At 57.8% G+C, this 24045-nt stretch carries 36 protein-coding genes and 4 pseudogenes; 28 read left to right on the forward strand and 12 right to left on the reverse strand.

What is annotated here, in order from left to right:
- The first annotated feature begins 153 nt into the window (after window positions 1-153).
- From sctF to SGP1_RS11515, 18 genes are all read left to right on the forward strand, one after another.
- On the forward strand, window positions 154-369 hold the full coding sequence (gene sctF, locus SGP1_RS11430; RefSeq protein WP_011411121.1) for a type III secretion system needle filament subunit SctF: 216 nt from the start codon (window positions 154-156) through the stop codon (window positions 367-369).
- A gap of 2 nt (window positions 370-371) precedes the next feature.
- Window positions 372-635 (forward strand): EscG/YscG/SsaH family type III secretion system needle protein co-chaperone, encoded by a 264-nt coding sequence (locus SGP1_RS11435; RefSeq protein ID WP_148203664.1) that lies wholly within the window; start codon window positions 372-374, stop codon window positions 633-635.
- The gene (sctI, locus tag SGP1_RS11440) at window positions 632-886 is read left to right on the forward strand and encodes a type III secretion system inner rod subunit SctI (RefSeq protein WP_011411123.1); all 255 of its coding nucleotides are present in this window, start codon (window positions 632-634) and stop codon (window positions 884-886) included. Before SGP1_RS11435 ends, sctI begins: the two co-directional genes overlap by 4 nt.
- A complete protein-coding gene (gene ssaJ / locus SGP1_RS11445) occupies window positions 883-1611 on the forward strand; it encodes an EscJ/YscJ/HrcJ family type III secretion inner membrane ring protein SsaJ (protein WP_011411124.1) in 729 nt (242 codons plus the stop codon). Before sctI ends, ssaJ begins: the two co-directional genes overlap by 4 nt.
- Before the next feature lie 17 nt (window positions 1612-1628).
- The gene (locus SGP1_RS11450; RefSeq protein ID WP_011411125.1) at window positions 1629-2192 is read left to right on the forward strand and encodes a type III secretion system domain-containing protein; all 564 of its coding nucleotides are present in this window, start codon (window positions 1629-1631) and stop codon (window positions 2190-2192) included.
- Window positions 2174-2947 carry a type III secretion apparatus gene (locus SGP1_RS11455; protein WP_011411126.1) on the forward strand — a complete coding sequence of 258 codons (774 nt, stop codon included), beginning with the start codon at window positions 2174-2176 and terminating at the stop codon, window positions 2945-2947. The genes SGP1_RS11450 and SGP1_RS11455 overlap by 19 nt, the downstream gene beginning before the upstream one ends.
- Entirely contained in the window at window positions 2841-3827 is a 987-nt protein-coding gene (locus tag SGP1_RS11460) for a SepL/TyeA/HrpJ family type III secretion system protein (protein ID WP_011411127.1), read from the forward strand. Before SGP1_RS11455 ends, SGP1_RS11460 begins: the two co-directional genes overlap by 107 nt.
- Window positions 3828-3890: 63 nt before the next feature.
- Window positions 3891-4256, forward strand: a complete 366-nt coding sequence (locus SGP1_RS11465) for a type III secretion system apparatus protein (protein WP_011411128.1) — start codon at window positions 3891-3893, stop codon at window positions 4254-4256.
- Window positions 4241-6298, forward strand: a complete 2058-nt coding sequence (locus SGP1_RS11470; RefSeq protein ID WP_011411129.1) for an EscV/YscV/HrcV family type III secretion system export apparatus protein — start codon at window positions 4241-4243, stop codon at window positions 6296-6298. Before SGP1_RS11465 ends, SGP1_RS11470 begins: the two co-directional genes overlap by 16 nt.
- Window positions 6288-7616, forward strand: coding sequence for an EscN/YscN/HrcN family type III secretion system ATPase (locus SGP1_RS11475; protein ID WP_011411130.1), 1329 nt, complete (start codon window positions 6288-6290; stop codon window positions 7614-7616). Before SGP1_RS11470 ends, SGP1_RS11475 begins: the two co-directional genes overlap by 11 nt.
- Before the next feature lie 14 nt (window positions 7617-7630).
- Window positions 7631-7990, forward strand: a complete 360-nt coding sequence (locus SGP1_RS11480; protein ID WP_158302379.1) for a hypothetical protein — start codon at window positions 7631-7633, stop codon at window positions 7988-7990.
- Window positions 7971-8348, forward strand: a complete 378-nt coding sequence (locus tag SGP1_RS23995) for a type III secretion apparatus (RefSeq protein WP_011411132.1) — start codon at window positions 7971-7973, stop codon at window positions 8346-8348. Before SGP1_RS11480 ends, SGP1_RS23995 begins: the two co-directional genes overlap by 20 nt.
- Complete coding sequence (locus SGP1_RS11490; protein ID WP_011411133.1) at window positions 8329-9381, forward strand: YscQ/HrcQ family type III secretion apparatus protein; 1053 nt, start codon at window positions 8329-8331, stop codon at window positions 9379-9381. The genes SGP1_RS23995 and SGP1_RS11490 overlap by 20 nt, the downstream gene beginning before the upstream one ends.
- A 54-nt stretch (window positions 9382-9435) precedes the next feature.
- Window positions 9436-10083 (forward strand): type III secretion system export apparatus subunit SctR, encoded by a 648-nt coding sequence (sctR, locus tag SGP1_RS11495; RefSeq protein WP_011411134.1) that lies wholly within the window; start codon window positions 9436-9438, stop codon window positions 10081-10083.
- Window positions 10080-10349 carry an EscS/YscS/HrcS family type III secretion system export apparatus protein gene (locus SGP1_RS11500; RefSeq protein ID WP_011411135.1) on the forward strand — a complete coding sequence of 90 codons (270 nt, stop codon included), beginning with the start codon at window positions 10080-10082 and terminating at the stop codon, window positions 10347-10349. The genes sctR and SGP1_RS11500 overlap by 4 nt, the downstream gene beginning before the upstream one ends.
- Window positions 10346-11116 carry an EscT/YscT/HrcT family type III secretion system export apparatus protein gene (locus SGP1_RS11505; RefSeq protein ID WP_011411136.1) on the forward strand — a complete coding sequence of 257 codons (771 nt, stop codon included), beginning with the start codon at window positions 10346-10348 and terminating at the stop codon, window positions 11114-11116. The genes SGP1_RS11500 and SGP1_RS11505 overlap by 4 nt, the downstream gene beginning before the upstream one ends.
- Window positions 11109-12173: an EscU/YscU/HrcU family type III secretion system export apparatus switch protein gene (locus SGP1_RS11510; RefSeq protein WP_011411137.1), complete on the forward strand. Its 1065-nt coding sequence runs from the start codon at window positions 11109-11111 to the stop codon at window positions 12171-12173. Before SGP1_RS11505 ends, SGP1_RS11510 begins: the two co-directional genes overlap by 8 nt.
- Before the next feature lie 179 nt (window positions 12174-12352).
- Complete coding sequence (locus tag SGP1_RS11515; protein WP_041866925.1) at window positions 12353-12898, forward strand: hypothetical protein; 546 nt, start codon at window positions 12353-12355, stop codon at window positions 12896-12898.
- Window positions 12899-13953: 1055 nt separating this feature from the next.
- On the opposite strand, the gene SGP1_RS11520 is transcribed toward SGP1_RS11515, so the two are convergent.
- Window positions 13954-14379 (reverse strand): VOC family protein, encoded by a 426-nt coding sequence (locus SGP1_RS11520; protein ID WP_011411139.1) that lies wholly within the window; start codon window positions 14377-14379, stop codon window positions 13954-13956.
- A 248-nt stretch (window positions 14380-14627) separates the two neighbouring features.
- Between SGP1_RS11520 and SGP1_RS33355 the strand changes: the two genes are divergently transcribed.
- Together SGP1_RS33355 and SGP1_RS33360 are read left to right on the forward strand one after the other, a co-directional pair.
- Window positions 14628-14822, forward strand: coding sequence for a hypothetical protein (locus SGP1_RS33355; RefSeq protein WP_243465984.1), 195 nt, complete (start codon window positions 14628-14630; stop codon window positions 14820-14822).
- Entirely contained in the window at window positions 14791-15279 is a 489-nt protein-coding gene (locus tag SGP1_RS33360; RefSeq protein ID WP_243465985.1) for a LysR substrate-binding domain-containing protein, read from the forward strand. The genes SGP1_RS33355 and SGP1_RS33360 overlap by 32 nt, the downstream gene beginning before the upstream one ends.
- Window positions 15280-15479: 200 nt before the next feature.
- Here SGP1_RS33360 and SGP1_RS35130 read toward each other — a convergent pair whose 3' ends face one another.
- The 3 genes and pseudogenes from SGP1_RS35130 to SGP1_RS35665 all read right to left on the reverse strand — a co-directional run bounded on the left by SGP1_RS35130 (window position 15480) and on the right by SGP1_RS35665 (window position 16976).
- Window positions 15480-15884 carry a biotin-dependent carboxyltransferase family protein gene (locus SGP1_RS35130; protein WP_050747582.1) on the reverse strand — a complete coding sequence of 135 codons (405 nt, stop codon included), beginning with the start codon at window positions 15882-15884 and terminating at the stop codon, window positions 15480-15482.
- A 92-nt stretch (window positions 15885-15976) separates the two neighbouring features.
- Entirely contained in the window at window positions 15977-16357 is a 381-nt protein-coding gene (locus SGP1_RS35135; protein WP_050747583.1) for a hypothetical protein, read from the reverse strand.
- A pseudogene (locus SGP1_RS35665) lies at window positions 16357-16976 on the reverse strand (5-oxoprolinase subunit B family protein). The gene SGP1_RS35135 and the pseudogene SGP1_RS35665 overlap by 1 nt, the downstream one beginning before the upstream one ends.
- Before the next feature lie 317 nt (window positions 16977-17293).
- Between SGP1_RS35665 and SGP1_RS11540 the strand changes: the two are divergent.
- A pseudogene (locus SGP1_RS11540) lies at window positions 17294-17931 on the forward strand (5-oxoprolinase subunit PxpA).
- Here SGP1_RS11540 and SGP1_RS11545 read toward each other — a convergent pair.
- Complete coding sequence (locus SGP1_RS11545; RefSeq protein WP_243465988.1) at window positions 17928-18332, reverse strand: NAD(P)-dependent oxidoreductase; 405 nt, start codon at window positions 18330-18332, stop codon at window positions 17928-17930. The pseudogene SGP1_RS11540 and the gene SGP1_RS11545 sit on opposite strands and share 4 nt — an antisense overlap.
- Window positions 18333-18410: 78 nt before the next feature.
- Here SGP1_RS11545 and SGP1_RS33375 point away from each other — a divergent pair, with 78 nt between their 5' ends.
- The 7 genes and pseudogenes from SGP1_RS33375 to SGP1_RS36385 all read left to right on the forward strand — a co-directional run bounded on the left by SGP1_RS33375 (window position 18411) and on the right by SGP1_RS36385 (window position 21379).
- The gene (locus SGP1_RS33375; RefSeq protein WP_243465989.1) at window positions 18411-18692 is read left to right on the forward strand and encodes a hypothetical protein; all 282 of its coding nucleotides are present in this window, start codon (window positions 18411-18413) and stop codon (window positions 18690-18692) included.
- 20 nt (window positions 18693-18712) lie between these two features.
- Entirely contained in the window at window positions 18713-19063 is a 351-nt protein-coding gene (locus SGP1_RS33380; protein WP_243465990.1) for an ABC transporter permease subunit, read from the forward strand.
- Window positions 19064-19080: 17 nt separating this feature from the next.
- Complete coding sequence (locus SGP1_RS33385) at window positions 19081-19287, forward strand: hypothetical protein (RefSeq protein ID WP_243466322.1); 207 nt, start codon at window positions 19081-19083, stop codon at window positions 19285-19287.
- A gap of 53 nt (window positions 19288-19340) precedes the next feature.
- A pseudogene (locus tag SGP1_RS33390) lies at window positions 19341-19801 on the forward strand (arginase family protein).
- A gap of 81 nt (window positions 19802-19882) precedes the next feature.
- A complete protein-coding gene (locus SGP1_RS11560; protein ID WP_083764747.1) occupies window positions 19883-20644 on the forward strand; it encodes a transporter substrate-binding domain-containing protein in 762 nt (253 codons plus the stop codon).
- Between the two features lie 114 nt (window positions 20645-20758).
- Window positions 20759-21124, forward strand: coding sequence for a GntR family transcriptional regulator (locus SGP1_RS33395; protein WP_243465991.1), 366 nt, complete (start codon window positions 20759-20761; stop codon window positions 21122-21124).
- A gap of 50 nt (window positions 21125-21174) precedes the next feature.
- Window positions 21175-21379: pseudogene (locus SGP1_RS36385) on the forward strand (FCD domain-containing protein).
- A gap of 202 nt (window positions 21380-21581) precedes the next feature.
- On the opposite strand, the gene SGP1_RS11570 reads toward SGP1_RS36385, so the two are convergent.
- The 7 genes from SGP1_RS11570 to SGP1_RS11585 all read right to left on the reverse strand — a co-directional run bounded on the left by SGP1_RS11570 (window position 21582) and on the right by SGP1_RS11585 (window position 23981).
- Complete coding sequence (locus SGP1_RS11570; protein WP_041866927.1) at window positions 21582-21788, reverse strand: hypothetical protein; 207 nt, start codon at window positions 21786-21788, stop codon at window positions 21582-21584.
- Window positions 21785-22210 (reverse strand): aminotransferase class I/II-fold pyridoxal phosphate-dependent enzyme, encoded by a 426-nt coding sequence (locus SGP1_RS33400; RefSeq protein WP_243465992.1) that lies wholly within the window; start codon window positions 22208-22210, stop codon window positions 21785-21787. The genes SGP1_RS11570 and SGP1_RS33400 overlap by 4 nt, the downstream gene beginning before the upstream one ends.
- 50 nt (window positions 22211-22260) lie before the next feature.
- Window positions 22261-22356 (reverse strand): hypothetical protein, encoded by a 96-nt coding sequence (locus SGP1_RS33405; RefSeq protein WP_243465993.1) that lies wholly within the window; start codon window positions 22354-22356, stop codon window positions 22261-22263.
- Window positions 22357-22379: 23 nt separating this feature from the next.
- Entirely contained in the window at window positions 22380-22727 is a 348-nt protein-coding gene (locus SGP1_RS33410; RefSeq protein WP_050747585.1) for an aminotransferase class I/II-fold pyridoxal phosphate-dependent enzyme, read from the reverse strand.
- Between the two features lie 107 nt (window positions 22728-22834).
- On the reverse strand, window positions 22835-23026 hold the full coding sequence (locus tag SGP1_RS29670; protein ID WP_050747586.1) for a hypothetical protein: 192 nt from the start codon (window positions 23024-23026) through the stop codon (window positions 22835-22837).
- Between the two features lie 16 nt (window positions 23027-23042).
- Window positions 23043-23303: a hypothetical protein gene (locus SGP1_RS29675; protein ID WP_050747587.1), complete on the reverse strand. Its 261-nt coding sequence runs from the start codon at window positions 23301-23303 to the stop codon at window positions 23043-23045.
- A gap of 432 nt (window positions 23304-23735) precedes the next feature.
- Entirely contained in the window at window positions 23736-23981 is a 246-nt protein-coding gene (locus SGP1_RS11585; RefSeq protein WP_011411142.1) for a DUF1480 family protein, read from the reverse strand.
- Window positions 23982-24045 lie beyond the last annotated feature (64 nt).

Below are 24045 nucleotides of genomic sequence, written 5' to 3' on the forward strand. Positions count from 1 at the left end.
AATTGCCGCTAACGTCGCCGGGCCGGCTGGAATTCAGGTCTACACCGGATGCTGGCAGCGCTGCGGTGCGGGGATAATCCGCATATTGCCGCTGGCGCAACGTTTTTGACCGACGCTCCGGCCGCGGCGGGGCGATAGACACAGGAGAAGCTCATGGACGTGTCACAACTCATCAATACGCTGTCAATGCTGGCGCACAAGGCCGGCAATGACATTGAAGATAAAATGACGGCGGATAAGCTCACCAACCCTGGTACACTGCTGCAAGCGCAATTCGCATTGCAGCAGTATTCCACCTTTATCAATTATTCCAGTGCGATACTCAAGACCATGAAAGATATGGTCGGCGGCATTATCGCCAAGATATGACGATGCTTTCGGATACCGATCGCCGATTGCTGGTGGAAATCGCGTGCGCGGGCGTCAATCACGGTTACCGCCCCCAGGTGCGCGCCATGCTGCCCGCCTTGCCCTGTCTGATTCCCGATGAATCGCTGCGGGCAGTTTGTCATGCTTTTCTGCTTTTTGGCTTAGATGAGATAGCCGCCGCCAGGGGATGTCTGGCGCAGGTTACCGGGCCGGAAGCCGAGACGCTGAAGGCTATTTTGCAGTATCACCACGGGAGAGACAGATGAAAATCGAAAACGCTTACCCCCTCGTCCCGCCGGCAGGGGCACTAATGGCCCCCCCGAGCGAGGGATCCCCGGATGCCGCAGCGGCATTCAGTCAATTACTTTATGGCGCGGCGCCGGTCACCTCTCTTTCCCCGCATGACATGCTGGTACGGCAGGCGGCAATCTTCGGCGTGACGTCCGGTATCGATTTAGGCGCCAAGGTGGCCGGTTCGGTAGCGCAATCCATCAATAAACTGGTGAACATGGCATGAAAGGCGGCCATTGCCTGGCCGTCGTCGTGGCGGTCCTGTTGCTGGCCGGTTGCCGCATCGAACTGTATAGCGGCCTGCCGGAAGAGGACGCCAATCAGATGCTGGCGATTTTGATGCAGCACCATATCGATGCGGACAAGCAGCGCGGCGAGGGGGGGGGGATAACGTTACGCGTCGATCAGACGCAATTTATCAACGCCGTCGAACTTTTGCGGTTGAATGGCTTTCCACACCGTAAATACACGACTACCGAAATGATGTTCCCCCCTAATCAACTGGTGGTATCGCCGAACGAAGAACAGCAGAAGATCCTGTATCTGAAAGAGCAGCGCATCGAGGGCATGCTCAGCCAGATGGAGGGGGTGGTGCAGGCTGATGTTGCTATCGCCTCGCGCTCTCAAGGCGGAGAGGGCGACACCGCCCCGATATCGGTGGCGGTGTTCATTAAATATTCGCCGCAGGTCAATATGGAAACCTTTCGTATGCAGATAAGAAATTTGGTCGAGAATGCCGTTCCTGGTCTGCAATACGATCATATCAGCATACTGATGCAGCCGGCGTCTTACCGCATTGCCGCGCCCACGCCGGGCAACCATCAAGATCCACAGGGGAGAGCGATCCATTGGCTTATGCAGCATTACCGTTTTCTCATGATACCGCTGGCGCTGACGCTATTGGCGATGATGTATCTTGCCATGGAGCGATGGCGGCAGCGGCGCCGGTAACCCCTCCGGATCCACTGTTGCTTCAGTTGTATCGCTATAGCTGGCAGCCCGCGCGCTATGCTAATCCTGCCTGGTTGGCGGCGCTCGGGTTTCGGCCGCGTCCGACGTGGCGTTACGGACAGCAGCCGCAGCTGGATCAAGGCCTGAATCAGGCGTTGCGACAGTGGCGCGGCATACCGCCGCTCGGCCATGCCCTGACGCCGCGCGCGCGCCGCCTGGCCCGTTTGGCACCGGTGATGCCGCAAGCGGCGCTGGGGCTCGGGCTTCTGGCATTGGATTGCAGCGATTATTTACTGTTGCCCGGCTACCGAGAGGTGATAGGCCAGTGGCTGTCGGAGGCGACACTCTGGCAACTGTTTGGTCTGTGCAGTGGCAAACGGGGCGCAGTATGGGCGCCGGAGGCGCTGGTGGAACAGGCAATGACACTGGGCACCGCCGTCCTCACCAGGATGGCGGTCATTGAGCCAGTTTTGTCTCCTTTGTTGCTTTTGCTACCGCCCCCCGCCCGTGCATTGTGGCCAACGGTGCCCAGCACCGCGCTTATCTTACTGGAGCAAGTACTATGCCCGCCGACACATTAACCGTGACTGAATTGGCCGGGCCGGCGCCGAACGGCCCGGTAATCGCCGCCGCTTGGTTTGAGACACGGCTGGCGCGTGAGCAAACGCTGGCGGATGCCGAACGCCAAGCCGTGTCAATGCTCAAAGCCGCGCGCCGCAAAGCGATAGCTATCCTACGTCAGGCCGCCCGGCATCAGCGGCGAATCCGGCGTGAGCTTCTAAACGAGCGCGCCCGCCTGGAACAGGCTCTATTGCGGCGCCGTGAGCGGCAATGGGTAAAACGGCACGTTAGCCGGGTGCTGGACGAGGCGGAGCAGGAACGATTGCTTATTCGGCACGCGGCCGAACGCATCCAGACCTCGATGGCGCAGGCGCTTGGCGCTTGGTGCGGGCAGCAGCCTGCGGATGAGCAGCTTAGCGCCCGGCTTGCCCAGCAGGTGGTAAAATTAGCCAGCGAAGGGACGCTCACCTTACAGGTACATCCTGCGTTGGTGCCGCAGATGCGGGCGGCGTGGGGCGAGCAATTGACCATCGTCGCGGCACCGCATTTCGCCCGCACGCAGGCGCGGCTAGCGTCGGCGCACTGCGCGGTGGAGCTATCGCTGGATCGACATTTAGCACACTTACTGGCCTGGCTGCGGGGAACGGCGGCGCCAGCAGGAGAAGCCGATGAAAACGACCGAGGGGATACTGTCCCCGGCCTCTATGCAGGATGCACACGCCCGGCTGGTGCCGGAGGAGCGCAAGATGGCACTGCAGGAGATGGCGCTGCTTGAGTTGGAACAGACCTCAAGCAACGCCCTGTCCGAAACGCTGGAAGATATGGGCATGGCGCTGGCCGGACGCTTGCTCGGCCGTAAAGACAGGGGATCGGCCGACCGCCAGACGCGCAAGCAGAAAGCGCTTATCAAGCTGGTTCAAAACAGCTGGGAACCGGGCGGTGGCCTGGCACTCCTGCTGGCGATGGCGCCGCAGGAGTGCCAGGCGCTAGAAATTGCGCGACAAATCGCCACCTTATCATCCTACCTGGCGCAGGACGCATTAAGCCAGCGCCGCAAACAGGCGCTCAGCGCCAAACTGGCGGCGCTGATGGAACAGCACGGTTGGGAAACCACGCTGTTCGCCATGCTGGAAATGGCGCAGGTCGATCCTGCTACGCTGCGGCCGATCACACACTTACTGCAGCAGGCGCTGGATGAACCGGAAGTCTCGCTGACGGAATGGTTCCGACGCATCGCTGGCTGGACGGCACGACGTCAGCGGTTGCGCTTGTTGTTGCGGGTGATGGCTTTTGAACTTGCCGCCTGCCTTCCGGGGCAACAGCAGCAGAGGTTGGCGGCCGTGCTACAGCGCCTGCGCCGGCTGTCGTTGTTTCTGGGTCTGGAGAACGAAAGCCGACGTATCGAAGGATTATGCCGTTTGCCGGCAGAGACGTTACTGCCGCTCGTCATTGAAATCGTTGGCGAGAACTGGCTATTTGCCTCCTGGCTGGATGAGCGGCTTACGCCGTTAACCCCCTCCGGCGCGCTGCGTAATCGCCTGCTTCACCATCTGGTCGCGCTCTATACGCTCCTGCCCGACGGCTGTTTCATCGATGACGATCAACGCGAGCAAATCATCGACGTATTGCGGCAGCTGGCGGCAAATCAGGTATAGCCCCGATACCCGCGTCCCGCACCATTTGGGACGCTGTCTGCACTGATTGCCGGGGGAAATGCCATGGATTGGGATCTGATTACTGAGCGGAATTTGCAACAATTTATCCGGCTTGCGGAGCTGGGCGAGCGCCCTTTGTTGCAGGCTATGTGCTGGCGTCACACCCTGGGAGAAACCTATTTGCACTATCGCGGCGGCCGATTACACTTAAGTCAATATATGCCCCATGCCGCCGCCGACGGCGTCTTGCGCCAGGGCCTGCAGCGTTGGCATCCCGCCCGGTTCGCTGGTGTGCCCCAGCGACTGTATGCCCTGGGCGCGGGGCTGGCCATCAGTTGTTCACCGCCGACGCACAGCACGGCAGAACTGTGGCTGGGGCTACATCTGCGCCAGCAGACTTTTTTGGAGGCGCTATGCCGGGGGGCGTAACCAACTGGCTAACGCAAAACCGCTGGCTGGCCGCCTGCCGCGGCAGACAGGATATCATTCTGGCGTTGATGCTGCTTATCGCGATCGTCATGATCGTCCTGCCGCTGCCGACCTTCGTCGTCGATATTCTCATCGCTATCAATATTACCTTCTCGGTGATATTGCTGCTGATCGCTATATATATCAATGATCCGCTAGATCTGTCCGTTTTCCCTTCACTGTTACTGATAACGACGCTTTATCGGCTGTCTTTGACGATAAGCACCACCCGGCTGGTCCTGTTGCAGCATAATGCAGGGAGTATTGTAGATGCATTCGGGCGTTTTGTCGTCGGCGGTAATCTCACGGTCGGGTTGGTTATCTTCTTTATCATTACCATTGTGCAATTCATAGTCATTACCAAGGGCACGGAGCGGGTGGCGGAAGTCAGCGCGCGTTTTTCCCTTGACGGCATGCCCGGCAAACAGATGAGTATTGACGGCGATTTACGCGCCGGGGTCATTGATGCGGTCCAGGCGCGCCAGCAACGTCAATTGGTACAGCAAGAAAGCCGTTTCCTGGGCGCGATGGACGGCGCGATGAAGTTTGTTAAAGGGGACGCCATCGCCGGCATCATCGTGGTGCTGGTGAATATCATTGGCGGCATCATTATCGGCATCGTGCAGGGTGGCATGAGCATCGGGCAGGCGATGCAGACCTATAGCGTCCTGTCCATCGGCGATGGCCTGTGCGGGCAGATCCCGTCACTGCTGATATCGTTAAGCGCCGGCATCATTGTCACGCGCGTTCCTGGCGAAAAACGGCAGAACCTCGCGGGTGAAGTGTCCACGCAGCTGGGTAAACAGCCGCAGGCGCTGATGCTTACCGCGGTGATCCTACTGTTATTTGCACTGATACCTGGTTTCCCCTTTATTGACTTTTTCCTGCTGGCGCTGTTGTCCGCGCTGCCTTGCGGGCTTATCTGGCATCGCCTTCGCCGGGCGTCGGGCGTCGGGCCCGCCGCGCAGACGGAGAGCACGGACGACGTCATGAGGCCTGGGGCTTGTCCGCTGATGCTGCGCATTTCCCCCTCGCTCAATACCGCGTCGTTAACGCAGGAAATTGATGCGCTACGCTGGAGCCTGTTTGAAAGCTATGGCGTCCCGCTGCCGGAGATAACCGTTATGGTGGAGCCGGCACAGCAGGCGCCGGCAATGACGCTCTTGTTATATCAAGAGCCGGTATTTAGCCAAGTGCTGCCGGATAAGGGGTTCTGTCTGGCGTTTGGCGTGGCGGACGATTTGGGTGGAGAGCGGGTGACCTTGCCGGACGGCATGGGACAGATAACTTGGTTACCTGCGGAAAGGGCGGCGCTGGCGCGCGATCGCGGCCTGACGGTGATAGCGCAGAAAAACTGCTTGTCCGCGCTATTGCGCCGGGTGCTGGTGCGCTATATGGCTGAATTTATCGGTGTACAGGAAGCGCGCTATCTGATGGATGCCATGGAGGCGCATTATGCCGAACTGGTCAAAGAGCTACAGCGCCAGTTGCCCATCAGCAAAATTACCGAAACTCTGCAGCGCCTGGTGGCGGAGGGCGTTTCTATCCGCGATTTACGTTTGATTTTCGGCACGTTGATTGAATGGGCGCCGCGGGAAAAAGACGTGCTGATGTTGACTGAATATGTACGCATTGCCCTGCGGCGGCATCTCCTGCAGCGGCTGAAACCGCTTGGAGATCCATTGCCGGTAGTACGTATCGGCGAAGGCATTGAAAACCTAATCCGTGAATCCATACGTCAAACGGCGGTGGGCACCTATGCGGCATTGAGCCCGGCGCAAAACCAACGCATTTTGACCCTGATTGCCGAAGCGCTGGCGCCGCTGGGTGAGGTGTGCGTAGTGACCTCGGTTGACGCGCGCCGTTTCCTGCGCAGGCTCATAGAGACGTTGCGGCACGATATTGCGGTCATGTCCTGGCAGGAGTTGGGGGCGGAATGTGCGATCCAGGTTCTGGCCACGCTTGATCTGGGGACCGAGGAGCTGGCCGACGATGACATGTAACAGCCAGCGTCTTGCGTCGATGCTGGCGCAGCATCTCACTCCCGTCGACGAACCTCCCGACGGTTATCGTCTGACTGGCGCGCTGCTGCACATTGGCGCGACATTGCTGCGCGCGCGTTTGCCGGGGGCGATGATGGGAGAAGTTTGTCGGCTTCTACCTGAGGGTGGACTGGCCGAAGTGGTGAGAATTGAAGGGGATGATGTTCTGTTATCACCTTATGGACCGACGGAGGGCCTGACATACGGCCAGCGGGTTCAGCCGCTTCGCCACCGCCAGCGTGCGCCGGTGGGCAGCGCGTTACTCGGTCGGGTGATTGATGGGTTAGGCAGGGCGCTGGACGATATGCCCGACCCTCAGGGCCCCTGGCGCGAACTGGACGCACCGCCGCCGCCGCCGCTGACGCGCCAGCGCATTGCTCGCCCGCTATTGACCGGAATCCGCGCTATCGACGCATTACTGACCTGCGGCGAAGGGCAGCGCATCGGTATTTTCGCCGCGGCGGGCGGCGGCAAGAGCACGCTGTTGTCAATGCTGAGCGCCTGCCCGGACTGTGACGTGACGGTGCTGGCGCTGATTGGCGAGCGCGGCCGGGAAGTGCGCGAGTTTCTTGAACAGACGTTGGACGACGAGGCCAGGCAACGCTGCGTAACCATCGTGGCGACCTCGGACAGACCGGCGCTGGAACGTGTCTGCGCCCTCTCGCTTGCCACCACCGTCGCTGAGGCGTTTCGCGACCAGGGATTGCGGGTCTTATTACTGGCCGATTCTCTGACGCGCTATGCCCGCGCTGGGCGGGAAATCGCGCTGGCCGCGGGCGAAACGTGCGTGGGCAGCAGTTATCCGCCGGCGGTTTTTGCGGCGCTGCCGCGTCTTTTGGAGCGCGCCGGCATGGGGACGGTTGGCAGCATCACCGCTTTTTACACCGTACTGGTGGAGGGGGACGATATCAATGAGCCGCTGGCGGACGAGGTTCGCTCGCTGCTCGACGGTCACATTATCTTATCGCGACGTCTGGCGGAAAGTGGCCATTTCCCCGCGATAGACGTGCTGGCGAGTCTCAGCCGCATCATGCCGTCGATCGTGGGCGAACGACACATTGTCTTGGTGGCAACGCTGCGGCAACTGCTGTCCGTTTACCGCGACGTCGAATTATTGGTGCGGGTCGGCGAGTACCAGCGGGGTGACGACCCGCTGGCGGATCGGGCGGTCGACGCCTATCCCGCTATCTGCGCTTTCTTGCAACAACGGGAGAACACACCATGCGACATCGACGATCTGCAGCAGCAGCTGATGCGGCTGACCGGAAACAGCTGTTAAAGGCAGTGTTGCATTTGAAAACGCAGCGCGAGATGCGTTTTCGGCGCGCATTGGCGGGCGTGAGCCGTGAGGAGCGGCAAAACGAAGCGGCCACCGGTGAAGGGGATGCGCGATTGGCGCAGCTCGCCCGTACGCGGCATGACCTGCTGTCGTGGAGGGGGATGGCGACGGTCGGCACGTTGGGGCGGAAGACGTTGGAAATGCAAGGTGTGCTGCAGCGTGTGTATGCGTTAAGCGACGAGCTGCGTCATCTGCGGCAGGCGCGAGCGACGCTGCGGGACCGACGGCGCGATTTGCAGGAGGCCCGGGTGATATTACTGAAAAAACAGGAAAAACTGAAACAGGTACTCACGGATGAGCAATATCAAAACTGAGGGATGCGCCTGGCATTGGCAACTGGATGACGAAGCGCCGGAGGCCAGCGCCTCAGGGACGCACACGCAGGCCTTTGCGCGCCTGATGCGACAGGGTGCACCGGCGGCGGGTGAGGGAGGCGCGATGCCGTTTATCGCACGCAACGCGAATGCGCGCTATCGGCTGGTGGGTGGCAGTGCCGACGGTCTGATTTGCGATATCAGCGACGGGCCGGACGGGCTGCAAATGCTGGTCATTGTGCTGGAGACGGATCTTTACCATCAGCTGTGCGCGGTGGCGCCTCGTCTGTCCGCCGTATTGCGCAAAGCCGGTTACCGGATGAGTTTGGAGGTGAGTCGTGCTGAGCCTGACGCCTGAGGAACAACCGCTGGTCGAAAAGTTGATGCCGGCAGGGGGTACATTAGGCGCGGTGGCGCTGCAACTGCAGCCATGGTCGTCAAGTACGAAGGGGGTAGTGCTCGCCTTGAGCGCCGACGGCGTACCCTGTGACCTGTGGTTACCGGCGACGGTCTGGCGCGACTGGTGTGAAAAGGTGCTCGGCACGGCCGACGCGACGCAGATAGCAGCGCCGCTGCTGGCGTCTATTGCTGCCTGGGGTCTCACGCCGCTGTTGACGGCAGGCGGGCTGACGCTGTCGTCGTGGACGTCGCCGCGGCCCTGCAACGGCCTGGAAAGACAATTGGCCGTCACCTTCAGGTGGCAGGTGGAGCAACAGACGTTTCAGGGCGTGCTGATAGGGTTGCCGGCTTGTGTCTCGCGCCGGTTTGCCGCCGGGGTGACGCCGCTAACGCGGACCGACGGCCCGGCGTTATCGCTAAGAGGTACGCTGATTATCGGCGTGCAATTTCTGACGCTGGCGGCGTTGCGCCAGCTTGGACCGGGGGCGGGGCTTCGATTACAGAGCGCAGGCTGTCCGCGAACGGGAAAATATACCTTGATCCTGCCTGGCGGATCGGCAGTAGGCATTACCTGGAAAGGGGGGGACACCATGGAAATAGACGCACTGATGCAGGATATCGCGGCGCAGCTGGAGTATGACGCACCCGGGGACGCAACACGGCCAGGCGCGCCGCCGGCAGCGACGGCTGATAGCGGCGGCCGGGCAGCGATAACCGACGATGTGAACCGGACCACGCTTTTGCTCAATGCACTGCCGCAGCAGGTGCGGGTAGATGTGGGAGAGCTGTCGCTGACGGTGGGGGACCTGCGCCGGCTAGCTGTGGGCGACGTCGTGCCGGTGACCGGCCGGTTTACGCCATACGCCATCTTACGGCTGCATAACCAGACCATTGGCCAGGGGGAACTGGTAAGCTGCGACGGCGCCCTGCTGGTGCGCATTACCCGCTGGTACCTCACCGAGGCGCAGGCGGATCAGGCCAAAACCGGATAGTGAGAAAATGGACTGATGCTATAACGGCAGCAGGCTCACCAACCGGATATTACTATGTCATTACCTGACTCTCCCTGGCAGTTGATAATACTGCTTGTGGTCCTTTCCCTGCTGCCGCTGGCGGTTGTCATGGGAACCTCATTTCTGAAACTGGCGGTGGTGTTGTCTATTTTACGCAATGCGCTGGGGATCCAGCAGGTGCCGCCTAACATGGCGCTGTACGGCCTGGCGCTTATCCTGTCGCTATTCATCATGGCCCCGACCGCATTAGCGGTCAAAGCGCAGTGGCATCCGGTGGCAGCGCCCGGTGATACGCCCTGGGCCAGCGGCTGGGACGGTAAGGCGCTCATGCCCTATCGCCAATTTTTACGCCGCAACGCCGACGAAAAAGAGATACGCTATTTCCACCAACTGGTAACGAAAACCTGGCCGGAAGAGGCGCGCCGGCGGGTCAGGCCGGACTCGCTCCTGATCTTGTTGCCGGCGTTTACCGTGAGTCAGCTCAGCCAGGCTTTCCGTATCGGCCTGTTAATTTATCTCCCCTTTTTGGCCATCGATCTGCTGGTCTCGAATGTGTTATTGGCGATGGGAATGATGATGGTCTCGCCGATGACGATCTCCTTGCCTTTCAAGCTGCTGATTTTCATGCTGGCGGGCGGCTGGGATTTGATTTTATCGCAGCTGGTGCAAAGCTTTTCATGAACGACGCCGCCCTGACCCATTTAGTGACGCAGCTAATGTGGATCGTGCTCATCACGTCTTTACCCGTCGTGCTAGTAGCGTCTGCCGTGGGCATTTTAGTGAGCCTGTTTCAGGCGTTAACGCAAATTCAGGATCAGACTTTACAGTTCATGATAAAGCTGCTGGCGGTGGCGATAACGTTAATGGCCAGTTATCCCTGGCTGGGCGGAATTCTGCTGGGCTATACCCGTCAGGTGTTGCTGCAAATCGGGATGCGGGGCGGATGATCGCGCTTACGGACGGTCTGGTGACGGTGGCGTTCACGCTTATCCGACCTTTGGGCTTGACCTTGCTCTTCCCGCTGCTTAATACCCGCAGTCTCGGTAGCGCGCTGATTAGAAACGGCGTGTTATTGGCGCTGATTATTCCCATGTTGCCACTGGTATATAAACAGGCGGCGCCATTGCGCGGTTGGGGGTTGCTCGAACGAGTGCCGGGAGAGCTGCTCATTGGTGTTATCCTCGGGTTTTGTGCCGCCATTCCATTCTGGGCGGTGGATATGGCAGGCTTTCTTATCGATACGCTGCGCGGTGCCACGATGGGTTCTGTTTACAATCCGTCCATGGCGATGCAAACTTCATTGTTTGGCCTGTTGTTCAGCCAATTTCTCTGCGCGCTGTTCTTTCTGGGGGGCGGCATTAATCTATTGCTCAGCGCGCTGTATGACTCTTATCGCGCCTTCCCGCCGGGTACGACGCTGGCGCTGGACCGCAGGCTGTTTGATTTCATTCTCACGCAGTGGCAACTACTCTATTGTTTGTGCCTGAGTTTTTCGCTGCCGGCGGTGCTCAGTATGATATTGGCGGATTTGGCGCTGGGCTTAATCAACCGTTCCGCACGGCAGTTAAACGTGTTCTTTCTCTCCATGCCGATCAAAAGCGCATTGGCGCTTCTCCTGCTGCTGGTGTCATTGCCTTATGCCTTCCATCATTACTTGCAGGAGACGGAAACGCTGTATCAGGCGTTGACCAAAGCGTGGCTCTGGCATGGGTGAGAAAACTGAAAAACCGACCGAAAAGCGACGTCGCGACCGCCGTAAAGAAGGACAGGTGATAAAAAGCAATGAAATCACCTCCGGCGTTCAACTGGCCGCGATACTCCTTTTCTGGCACCTGTTCGCCGAGGCGGTGATAGAGCGGACATCGACGCTTATCGTCTTGTCCATAAGCCTGATTAATCGACCTTTCCTGTTTGCCTTCAATCAGCTGTTGCATGTTGTGCTATCGTCGGCCGGATTGTTGTTCGCCTTATTTGGCGGTATGTTAGCGCTAGCCACCGTTGGCAGCGTGCTGCTACAGATAGGGTTCGTCCTGGCCAGTAAAGCCGTGGGCATCAAGGGACGTCGCATTAATCCGGTCAGTAATCTCAAACAAATTTTTTCGCTCCACAGCCTGGTGGAATTGTGTAAATCCACCGGTAAGGTCGTGGTGTTGACGCTGATTTTTGCCGGCCTGTTTTATTATTATGCAACGACATTTCAGGCGCTGCCGTTTTGCAATAGCCGTTGTGCGTTGCCGCTGTTTACCACTTTCACTCGCTGGATGTGGTTTGGATTAATCGGTTTTTATATTGTCCTTGGAGTACTCGATTACGCTTTTCAGGCCCATAACACCCTGAAGCAGCAACGAATGAGCAAGGAGGAAGTAAAACAGGAATATAAGGATGCGGAAGGCGATCCCTACATGAAACAACGCCGGCACGAAATGCAGCATGAGATCCAAAGCGGTAGTCTTGCGCACAATGTTAAACGATCGGCCGTCGTGATACGTAACCCGACCCATATTGCGATTTGTCTGGGGTATCATCCAATCGATATGCCGGTGCCGCGTGTGCTGGACAAAGGTACGGCCGAACGTGCAGGACAAATTGTTGACCTGGCACAACGCGCCGCCGTGCCGGTTGTGGAAAATATCCCTCTCGCGCGGGCGCTTTTCCAGCATGTCGGCTGCGGCGACAGAATACCGGAAACGCTGTTTGAACCGGTAGCGGTACTGTTGCGTATGGTTCTGGAAATTGACTATCATTGCGATGAAAAAACGGTAAAATCATGAACTGTGATTTGCCGTACAATAAGCATGACCTCTCTTGCATCGTCACACGTAAATTATCTGTCCGGCTTTGTCGTCAATTGATTATTTCCTACACGGTAGCGCGTTCAAGACTCGAAAAAAAATGATAGAAGGAACTGTCTATGAGGACTGCAGTACATACATCATCAGGGAAGGTGAATATGGCTATTTCCGCCAATCTGGCCGGAAGAATGATAGCTGGCGATCAAAGTGTGTATCACTTCAATTTATGGCGCAAATCGGTTGATCTCATAAGATATATTCTTACCGGACGTTCGTTGCAAGAAGATTATGAAGTTTTATTTAACTTATTAAATATCAACAACCGGCCACGCATTTTGGACAAAATGCCCGCAGCGGATATTAAAACGTTAAGGCATGTGTTGGGTTTTATTCGCATGATTGATAATAGCCCGCCGGAACTCAGGAGCCAATATAGCCTGCAGGGACGGTTTCGCGAAGGACGCATCGCGGTGCGCCTGAGTTTTGATGATATAGTAATGATAGAGGTCTTATTAACGGAAGAGGCTTTTGGGTTGTTAAATACTGTCTTCACGGTTAATGAGCGGGGCGTGATGATCTATGTTGAGTGTGCGACCAACGGTCACGCCGGGGGTAAGCTGGAGGCCCGGTTTATTGCCGCCTGCGAGCGTTGGCTACAGGCCAAATCCGGCAAATCCGCGCCGCCGGAGGCCACTCGCGTGTAGAGATAATCCATCTGTCTCCCTGGCGAGAGAAAGGGCGTTTTACGCAAGGTCTACGTGGATGCTCGAAGGTGTCAACCAGCAGCGCTTATAATCTTCGTCTCACGATGTGCTGTTGCCGCCGCACCCGAGTCTGGCGGCAATAGCGCAATTCAAGGAGAATTTAGTGCTAAGAACGGCGGTCGTGCGCAGGTGTTGCCTTTGACGTGATTATGCCCTATGCTGCCGCATTACCGGTGATAGACAACGGGCGTTCACGGTGTGCTAAGAAATTCGGTTGCCGAGACACCCTCGAATAAAGCGCGTATCCCGACGCCGATTCGTGCCGTAAACCCTTAATGTTTATACTAAGTGCTTATTATTTTTGAGTTGGTAAGATTTGTGCGTTTGCCAAAAATAAAATAAATAAAAACCCCTAGTAGCAGTAGAATAATACAAAGCAGATCAATAATAAAACGTGAGAGTTCCTTATAAGAAGAGGTTAACTTATACACGAGTCATTCCGACAGGCGAATTCCTCTTTATTACATAGTTAATTGAAGTGAATATCAATGGGTAACGCGCGAACTGTTAACTATAAAGCGCATTTTCTTATGAATACAAAAAAACGATATCAGAGGACACAAAAATCACCGGCGATAAATGTGCAGACAAAATCCATTTCTGTTTAATGATAAAAATTGATACGGATCATAAAATGATCCATGGAATGAATTGGGCGTAATTGACGGTTTATTGTTGATGAAAATAATGCTCGTCGACAGGATGCAACGATTTTGTGGACGCGTTATTTATTGCAGGATTAAAAGTATTTTTAAACGTGAACCGAGAAAGAACAAGGCAGACAGGCGTCGGGAGGGATGTGATGTGGCCGGAGTGAAGCGTGTGAAGGTGGAGTAGAATGAGGAAAAACGACTTAAGGCGCACCGATACCCGGTGATGAGGGAGAGGAGGGGACATTGGCGGTCAAGGGGCGAGAACGGCTTAAGGCTACCGTCTGGCGGGCCGCCTGACGGTAGGGCGATAGGGTGGGTGTCGCGCAGGACACGGCCCGGCGCTTATTTGGCAAACAGCTGGCTTCTGTCCTTGAAGGCTTTAAACTCCAGCGCGTTGCCGCAGGGATCGAGTAAAAACATAGTGGCTTGTTCGCCTACCTGCCCTTCAAAGCGAATATAGGGTTCGATAACGAAGGGGGTGGCGAAATCACGCAATCTCGCCGCCAGCGTTTCCCATTCCTCCCAGGACAGCACAATGCCAAAATGCGGTACAGGAACGTCATGGCCGTCAACCGGATTAGTGCCCAGCGCCTGTTGCGCGGGGGTTTTGGCCTGTTCATGAATCACCAGTTGATGACCGTAAAAATCGAAGTCCACCCAGTGTTCGCTGGAGCTGCCTTCCTCCAGACCGAATACGTCCCGGTAAAAGCGGCGCGCGTCGGGTAGATTGTCAACCGGAATGGCTAAATGAAACGGGCTTAGAGCCATGGGTTTTCTCCTGTTCATGCCGGGTATCGGCAGTTGCAGGTTATTCTTACCTTGAAATATTTTTATTAAAAGCGAATATTATCACTACTACTCATAAAAAATTTTGCTAAGTGAACCGCATGCTGCGCGAATTGCATACCTTCATCGCCGTGACCCGTTATGGTACGTTTTCGGTGGCCGGTTAGCGCATCGGCCTGACACAATCGGCGGTCAGCGCCCAAATCCGCATGCTGTAACAGTATCTCGGCATGCTGCTGTTTGACCGCAGCGGCCGGGCGGCGGCGGTGCCTATCGTGCAGGACATTGTGATGCTGTTTGGCAGGGTGCGTCAGCCAGCAACCGTCAGTGAATACCGCGGTACGGTCAGGATTGGCGCCATTTCCACCACGCAAACCGGGCTTACTCCCCCAGGTGCTGCTCCGTCTGCGGTGTCAGGCGCCTGATCTAGAAACGCAAATCGTACCCGGCGTGTCGTTCAACCTGCTTAATCAGGTCGAGGCGGGCAATATTGATTTGGCGGTGGTGATTAAACCCGATTTTGTGCTGACCAAGGATCTCTACAGCGAGCCTTTGCTGCGTGAGCCGTTTGTGCTGGTCGCGCCGCCGGACATGGCGGGAGACGACCCACTCGCGCTACTGCGCGACGCGCCGTTTATCCGTTATGATCGCACGTCGTTCGGCGGCCGGAGGGTGAGTCAATTTTTACGTCAGCAGCGTCTAACACCAAAAATTGCGCTGGAAATCGATGAGATTGACGCGATTGTGCGCATGGTGGAGCACAATCTCGCCGTGGCGCTGGCCGGACAATGGCGCGAGCGTGCCGATCACGTGCGCATTGTACCGCTGGGGGAATCGCTGACCTTTTATCGTGAGCTGATAGTGGTCATGCGTTACAGTTAGCGGAAATCGCTGTTGCACCAGCTTATTACCGGCTTTTTGCGCGCCGCCGCGACCGAAGCCCAAACGGGGGGATAGCGTCTTCTGTCTTTAAGGCGGGATGTCCACGGAGATAGTTCGCTTAGCGGGTTCCCTGAGGCCGGCGGCGCTAGGGATGGTGCAACCTTGCCGCGCACGCAGTTTGCGCGGCAAGATCGGACGTACTATCTAGAGGCAGGCTTGTGCGTCGTATCGCCTGGTTTCTGCTGCCCCAGCCGGGCCAGGTCTGTGCGAATGACGGTGGCGATTTTCGGGTAGCCGCCGGTGGTTTGACGGTCATTCATGGCGATAATCGGCTGTCCGTTGCCGGGTATCTGGATACTGCCGCGGGAAATGGCGTCGGACACAATATTGAAACCCTGCAGGTGGGGCACCGGCGGTCCGCTCAGGCGATAGCCCATCCGGTCGCTTTCGCTGCTAATGCGGTATTCGCCGGCGAGAAAACACGCCAGACCTGCCTGGCTAAAATGCGTCTGCTGTGGACTCGCGACCACCCGGATTGGCCGGCGTTCACGTTGTGGCATCAGTTGCTGCACCGGCAGGCTGTCCGCCAAAAGTCCGAAGGGCAACGTTGCCGTCAGCGGCAGCTAATCGCCTTTTTGCAGCGGCCGTCCGTTAAGGCCGCCAATCGCGGCTCGCGCCAGCGTAGACACGTTACCCATCACCGGTGCAATGGCGCGCCCGCTACCTCCAGATAACCGCGGGCGCCGCTGCGGGCGTGGATGACGCGCAGCGTACTGCCCGGCTGCATGCTATGGCGGCAATAGGGGGGCAGCGCCACGTCATCCAGCGTCAGTTGCATATCGCCGGTAACGGAGAAACGGCAGGGAGCGCTTCCCGCCAGGCGCAGCGTGGCGCCGGTCAGGGTGAACTCGAGTGCGCCCATCGATTCTGGATTGCCTACCAGGGCATTGGCGATGGCGAAACTCATCTCGTCCATCGCGCCCGAAGGCGGTACGCCGCGATCTTCAAAACCGAACCGACCCGCGTCTTGCAAGGTAGTGTAGACCCCGGGGGTCAGCACGTCAAAACCGTTCGCCATTATTGCCATGTCCAGTCGGGAAGATAATCAGGTTGCTCCTCCAGCCGGGTAAAAACCGCTACGGCGACCGGTGTAAAACGGACATGGTCGCCGGCGCTAAACAAAAACGGCGTTTCGCGATCCAGGACGAAACTGCGCACCGGCATGCGGCCGATCAAATGCCAGCCGCTGGGTGCCTCTACCGAACCGACCGCGGTCTGCATGCTGCCGATGCTACCGGCTGGCGTTTTCAGGCGCGGTAATTCCCGGCGCGAGGTATGCAGGCGACGGTCCAGGCCGCCGAGATAGGCGAAGCCGGGCATAAAACCTTCATGTAGACCCGGTAGGTGGCCGCGCAGTGAAGGTTTATCACCTGCTGCGGCGTAAGATGGTGCAGCGCGGCCAGGGTGGCCAGATCGACGCCGTGATCACCGTCGTAACAAACCGGAATGGTCCAGCATTTTGCCCGTTGCCCAAGGGAGTCGGGTTGCGTCAGCAGTGCCTGTAGTTGCGCCACTAGCAACGCCTGTCTTATCTGTGTGGAATCGTAGCCGACGGTCAGCGCCGCGTCTTTGACTCTGGCCGCCAGAGCGGTGACCCGTTGATTAATCTGTTCATCGATGACTTCCCCGAAATCCACTCAGACCGCCTGATCGGCAATCGGCAATCGGCAATCGGCAATCGGCAATCGGCAAAATGCGCCACGAAGGGGACGTTGAGCTTTGTTGCACGCGAATATCCTGTTAAGCCTTGCATGAAAGCGAGGGGCTTTACTCTGCGGGTGTTTTTGGAATACTTTTGGCATACCAGAAAAACGCTGCTACTGCGCCACGTTTTTCCTCCTCTAGCAATTAGGCAAGAATGATGCCAGTGTGCCGTAGACGGTCAATCGGGAGACAAAAAAGCATGCTAATTGATTTAAACAGCTATATGGGCGAGAGCTTCGGCGTATGGACGATGGGCGACGATGCGTGCATTCTGGAAATAGTCAGCTCGGCGAATATCGCCTGCGGCTTTCACGCCGGCGATCCCGAGGTGATGCATAACACGTTGAGTCTGGCCCATGCCCGCGGCGTCGGTGTTGGCGCACATCCCGGTTTCTATGATTTGCAAGGGTTTGGTCGACGTCAGATATTAGGGGACAGCCCGGCGCAGATAGAACGACAAATTGTTTATCAAATCGGCGCCATGCAGGCGTTGGCCAAAAGCGTCGGCTCCCCTTTACGCCACGTGAAAACCCACGGCGCGCTGGGAAATCTGGCGGCGGAAGACCCCGCGCTAGCACAGGCGGTGGCGCGGGCGATAGCCAGTGTGGATCGCGACCTGATCATGGTGGTCATGCCCGGTATGGAAACCGAGAAAGCGGCACTGGCGTTGGGATTGCCGGTGCGGTGTTGCACGATCCGCATCAAGCGGCGACGCGTATTTTGCGCATGCTGGAGCAACAGGCCATCACCACGGTCAGCGGGCGGACATTGCCGTCGCGCATCGACAGTATTTGTGTCCATGGCGACACGCCGGGGGCGGTGGCGTTGCGCACGCGGCTTGAGGAACAGGGCTTCACCATCGCGCCGATTCAGGCGGCCGGCGACTAATCCTTGCGCCGACGCCGGCGCGGCCATACGTCCGGGTTCACCAGCGAGGCGGGTGGTTCCCCGGCGAGGACCCGCAGTACGCCGTCTACTGCCGCATTTGCCATCCGCGTCATCGCCTGTTCGGTAGAGGCGGCGATATGCGGCGTCAGCACCACGTTGGGAAGCCCCAGCAGTGGATTGTCCGGCAAAACCGGCTCCCGTTGAAATACGTCTAGCCCGCGGGCCAGAGCGGCGGTGGCGCGACCAATGGCGCCAAAGCCGACCACACCCCCACAGAGTACCCTGTAACTCCCGCAGTCCCCCCTCATATTTAAACGCGAAATGGCCGGCGCGCAGCGCGCTGTCCGCGGCGGGGTCCGTTTGGTCAGCGCGAACATCAACGCCAGCGCATGCTCAGCCACCGAGCGGGTATTCATTTACGGGGTATTGAATACCGCAACGCCGACGCCGTGAACGCCAATGGCACATAAAGAGGGCAATTGCGCCATTTCAGTGCGCGAAAATTGCCCGCTGCGATAAATGGCCGCGACCACCTGGCCGGCTGGATCGTGCTGCTGATTACCATCGCCACCATCGTCTTGAGCTGGGTCGTCGGATTTCTGGCCGTGTCGGCGAAAATGTCGCCGGTGAGGTTTTTAAGCGCCCTCGGGCGGTTCTATATGGTTCATCCGCGGCACGCCGGCGCTGATCCAGGTGTTTGTGGTGTATTTCGGTTTCCCGCAAATAGGGATTCTCCTGTCGCCGTTTGTCGCAGGCGCTGAGGCTTAACAGCGGCGCGTACGTGGCGGAAATTATGTGCGCCGGACTGCAGGCCATTCCCCGCAGTCAGATGGAATCCGCCTATGTGCTCGGCATGAGCAAAGGGGAGGTGATGCGACGGATAATATTGCCGCAGGTGTTCCGTATCGTACTGCCGTCGCTGACCAATGAAGCCATTTCGACGCTAAAGAATACCTCGCTGCTGTCGACCATTACCGTCATCGACATCACGCTGTACGCCCAGACCAGTATTTCCGCGACATTCCGACCGTTCCAGTTCTATATCGCCGCAGCCTTGATTTATTTGCTGTTGACGTCGTTATTGACCGAATTTTCCTCCTGGATTGAGCGGCGACAACACCGTTTAAGCTAATGTTAAGGACCTGAACTATGAGTGTTTTACCGACTAACTCCCTGGAAAATCGGAGTTTTTGCGGCGTGCCGACTTTTATGCGCTTACCGATGGCAAGCGATCTGAGCGTGCTGGATGTGGCGATAATCGGTCTGCCCTCCGACGCCGGGGATGCGCTGGTGGTACCGGGCTACGAAGAGGAAATGCTGGTACGTATGGAGCAGGTGGTATCGACGCTGGTGTAGGCTGGCGTCGTCCCCTGAGCCATTGGCTGCTATCATTCGGTGACGCTGGCGGAATTGCGCGCCGTCGCTTTGATTCGCACAGCGACACCTGGGATAAGTATTTTGCCGATAAGCGCTACAGCGCCGGCACGCCGTTTCGCCGCGGCGTGGAGGAAAATATCATCGATCCCGCGCACTCGATTCAGGTCGGGCGGAGCGTATCGCTGCCCGCACCGCAGGCCGTCCCACATTTATTACCTTCGATATGGATTTTGTCGATCCCGCCGCCGCGCCGGCGGTGGAAACCCCCGAAGCAGGCGGACCCACGGCGCGCGAGGCGTTGCTGCTGCTGCGCCGGTTGGCCGGTATCAATCTGGTGGGATGCGACGTGACCGAAATCAGTCCCCCCTACGACGGCCCTGGCCAGATTACGTCGCTGCTGGGTGCCACGGTAATGGCAGAACTGCTGGCCAGCGAAAACGGTAACCGCCAGCCGGTGACGCCCGCGCGCGTGGCAGGCGCCGGCAGGTCATAAACCTTCCTTCCAATTTTTTGCAGCCTAGTGAGAGCCATCTATGAAAATCAAGCGTTTACTCTGTATTGCCACGGTAGTTGCATGATGACCCCGCTATTCGGCGCCCGTGCCGCCGATGAGGGCCAATTAGAACTCAAGCAGCCCGGTAAATTGTCGGTTGCGACCGAAGGTACCGATCCGCCTTTTAGCATGCGCAGCGCCGACGGCAAGCTGGACGGACTGGAAATTCGCGTCATGAAGGAGGTGGCCAAGCGGTTACAGCTGGAATATGTACCCGTTATCACCAAATGGGATTCGGTGTTGGTCGGACTGCAGGCCAACCAGTTTGATATGAGCAGTGCCGCGATGGATATTACCCCCGCGTGGCAAAAAGCCATTCTGTTTTCTGACGGCTGGATTGAATCTGGCGGCCGCATTATCATTCCGCAAGATTCATCGATTACCTCGGCACAGGATCTGAAAGGGAAACGCATCGGCGCCCAGGTGTCTTCCACCTATGCGCAACTGGCGGTGGATCACTGCGCGACGCTGAAAAATTATATTGATGTGACCGCGGTGGTACAGGATTTGGCTAACGGCAATATCGACGGCGTGATCAATGATTCTATTGGCAACGCGTATTTGATCAAGGATATGCACTTGCCGCTGCGCCAGACGCCGGATTATGTCAGCCGGATCCAGAAAGGCTTTGCCTTTACCAAAAACAAACCGCACCTGGCGGCGCCGGTAAACAAGGCGTTGGCGGAGATGGTGGCTGACGGGACCTATGCTAAGCTCGTCACCCCCATCGTCGGCTTCGACACCTATCCCAAAGAGCCGGTCCGCTCACTTTTACAGCCTTAGGTCTGCCAGGCCGTCGCCTGCGATTAAGGGGGCAGCGCGTCTGGATTGTCTGCCAATGGACGGGCCCTCGGCCTGCCTTTTTTAATCAGGGTATTGACGGTATGAAATGACGCAATGGATCCTCATAAAACAACGGGTGACATGATGGCTGGACGGGAACAAAATCTCAGCGCCAAGGCCTATGATGTGTTACTGAATATGCTTATCAATCGTGAACTTCCGGTCAATAGCATCCTCCAGGAGCGCCGGCTGGCCGATATGCTCATGATTTCACGCACGCCGGTGCGTGATGCATTGAACAAGTTGGAAAACGAAGGCTTTATCGGCCGCAGCGGCGGTAGAACGCTGGTGGTGAAGGAATTCTCTATTCGTGATCTTATCGAGACGCTGCATGTCCGGCGCACGCTGGAGGCGGAAGCCGTCCGTCTGGCCGCGGGCCGGGTGCCGGTGATCCGAGTCCTCAGCAGGATTGGCAGATAGACAGCCAATTGCATCAAGCGCTGGCTCATTACAGCGGCAACGCCCTGTTAATGCACTATATTGAAAGCCTGCGCCTTAAAACGCGCATGTTCAATATGCGGCAGGTATCTGAACGTTTTATCAAAGGGCACCAGGAAACATCTGGCGATCATCGACGCCCTGCGCGCGCAGGATGCCGAGGGCGCCCGCGCGGCTGTCGCCAGCCATATCGATAATGTGCGCGACAGCATCGTGATACGCTTAAGCCAGATTTAACCGCGGCAACCGGCCACGAGCGCGGCGCCATTGTAGGGGGCGGACAATCATCGCTCGCCTCTGGCCCCTTAACGCGCATCGTGGGCCCTCTCGCTGCGGCTGGTGAGCACCGTCGGCGGTGCCGTCGAAATTGCCGTCGCAGGGTACCGAATCGAGATGCGAACCGGTGATAACCGCCGGCGCCACGGCCGGCCGGGCAACGTCATGACAGGTTGAGCGCGGCATCGGTGGCGACGCGCAGCCCAAACGCCTCAGCGGTGTGGCGCAGCAGGTCATGCGCCCGCTGCTCCCCTTCGCCATAGCTGTTGCGGCAAATGCCGCTACCGTCAAAGCTTAACGCATGAAGCTCAGTGAATAACCGCTCCGCCAGCGCAATATCCGGCGAGGGAAATGGGCTGGCGCTCGTCACCCCAACGCCCCGCAGGCCGCGATGATGCGCTCACAGGCCAGCGCCACCCGGTCGTCGGCAATGCTATAGGCGATACGGAAATGATGGGCGATGCCAAAGGAGGAGCCCGGTACCACAGCAACCTCGGCGTGTTCCAGCAGATAGGCGGCCAGCGCCACGTCATCATGCAGCGTTTCGCCTGACGGGGTGCGTTTACCGATAAGCGCGCGGCAATCAACGAATAGATAAAACGCGGCGGGCGGCATCGCCACATTCAGTGCCGGCGCCTGGCACAAAATCGATAGCGCCACATTGCGGCGTTGGCGCAGACGGCCGCACCATTCGGGCAGCAGGGTTTGTGGTCCGTTGAGCTCGGCCAGCGCGCGCAGCTCTTCCGCGCTATAAAGCGAAAGCGCCCCGGACGGATTGCCCGGAGAATTCAACAGCAGCCAGCGGCTATTGGCGTTCAGCGCGGCCTCAAGACGGGCGGGCGTCAGTCCTGGTCGCCCGGCTCGACATAACGCGGCACGGAGCCGGTCAGCCGCACCATTTCGGGATAAGACACCCAATAAGGGGCAGAGATAATCACTTCATCTTCCGGTTCAAGTGTGGCTAACAGCGCATTAAAAATGATCTGCTTGGCGCCGCGGTACTGGCGATAATTTGCCGTGGGGTGAATTCGAGCTGATTCTCACGCCGGAATTTGGCGATAATGGCCGCCTTGAGCGCGGGGTTGCCGCCGACATCCGTATAACGGGTCTGTCCGTCGTGCAGGGTGGCAATGGCCTCGCGTACGATAGGCTCAGGCATGTCAAAATCAAGCTCGCCTGAACTCATGTTGATGATATCGCGACCTTCTGCGGTCAGTTTGCGGGCAAGCTGGGAGATGACCAGCGTTACCGAGGGCTGTAACGCGCGCAGTCGCGTCGACAGTTGGTCATGAATGGCGTGGGCGGGCATCCTGCTGTCATCCTGTGCGGGTGAAAAGTCTATTCTTATCTGGCTCCCGGCGGATGAATAGCAAATATTTCGATTGCCCACCACAAAAGATTTTGATGAATAGGGCGTTACGGCTCTGCCGGCGGCTGCCGTGGCGCGTCGGTTTCCGGCGCGGTCGTTTGACGCAGCACCTCGCTGACCACTCGATAACAATCGTCGATATGGCTATTTCCCAGCAGTTTCATCGCGCTGAAGCTTAGGCCTGCCGCCAGCGCCTGACCCAACAGCGGGACATAGCGTGACACCGACTTGGTGGCCACCCTGACCCCCACGCGTTTAAGCGCATGGCTGACGGCTTCGTGGGTGAGAGTTTTGCCGATAAGACAACTGCCGACGCCGGTAATGGCGATAAAAGGTATACTTCTTGCGGTTGGGATGAAGCTGCGCCAACTGCTGCTCGCTCAAGCCGAATCGCTCGTTGATAGCCGGCAGCAGCGCCAGCAGAATCGATACATCGGTACCGATATCCAGGCCGGGCAGCGGAATGACCGAGGCCCCCGCGACAGCGCGGCGCGTTTGGTTACCATTTTGCGGCACGCTTCCCGGGCTTCATCAAGTTGTTGACGGGTTTCTATCATAAATTGAGGTAATCCTGTGGCTTATCCATAGCGGTAAGTTTAGCAGGCGCAACGCGGGGGAGGCGGGCGGTAGCACGAGGTATCCTATTGCAGCGATAGGTTGCCCCAACGCTACAGGGGCATTATCATCTTTGCACCCTCATTCGTATTCATACTTATTTTACTTATCTTCTCAGCCTGCAGGCTGATTTTTTTGCCCCGCTCCTGTTCGCGATGTCAGCGATATACATCGTCGCCCCTCCCGATCATAATCGCGCTGGAGTAGGGGATCGCCAGTATGGCAGGAAAACGGACGCAGACCATTTCAGGCGCCGGCGCGGTGCTTGGCATCGTGTTGAGAGAAGAACGAGCGGAGCACATTAGCCTCCCGCGACGACGGTAGGAGAAGGGATTATTCGAGGCGCATGATCCAGGCATCATTGTCATGATCGTAATGCTGGCGGAACAAGATGTGCTCCTTCCCGTCGAGAAACGCCGGGATGCCGGTCTGCTCATCCCAGCCATCCAGCTGCAGGCACAGATCGGGATCGGATTTACAGGGGATGCTGACGATATTCTTGACCCGTTGATCATCGCCGCTGGAAAGGGTGGCATCGTCAACGGTAAAACTGCCGATTTGCACTGTCGTCTTGGTCATAAATAGGCCCCTTTTTCTGTGAGGTGAGAATGGCGTACTCCTGTGGCAAAGAGTTATTGCAGTA

The sequence above is a fragment of the Sodalis glossinidius str. 'morsitans' genome (genome assembly GCF_000010085.1).
GTDB classification, from domain to species: Bacteria; Pseudomonadota; Gammaproteobacteria; order Enterobacterales; family Enterobacteriaceae; genus Sodalis; species Sodalis glossinidius.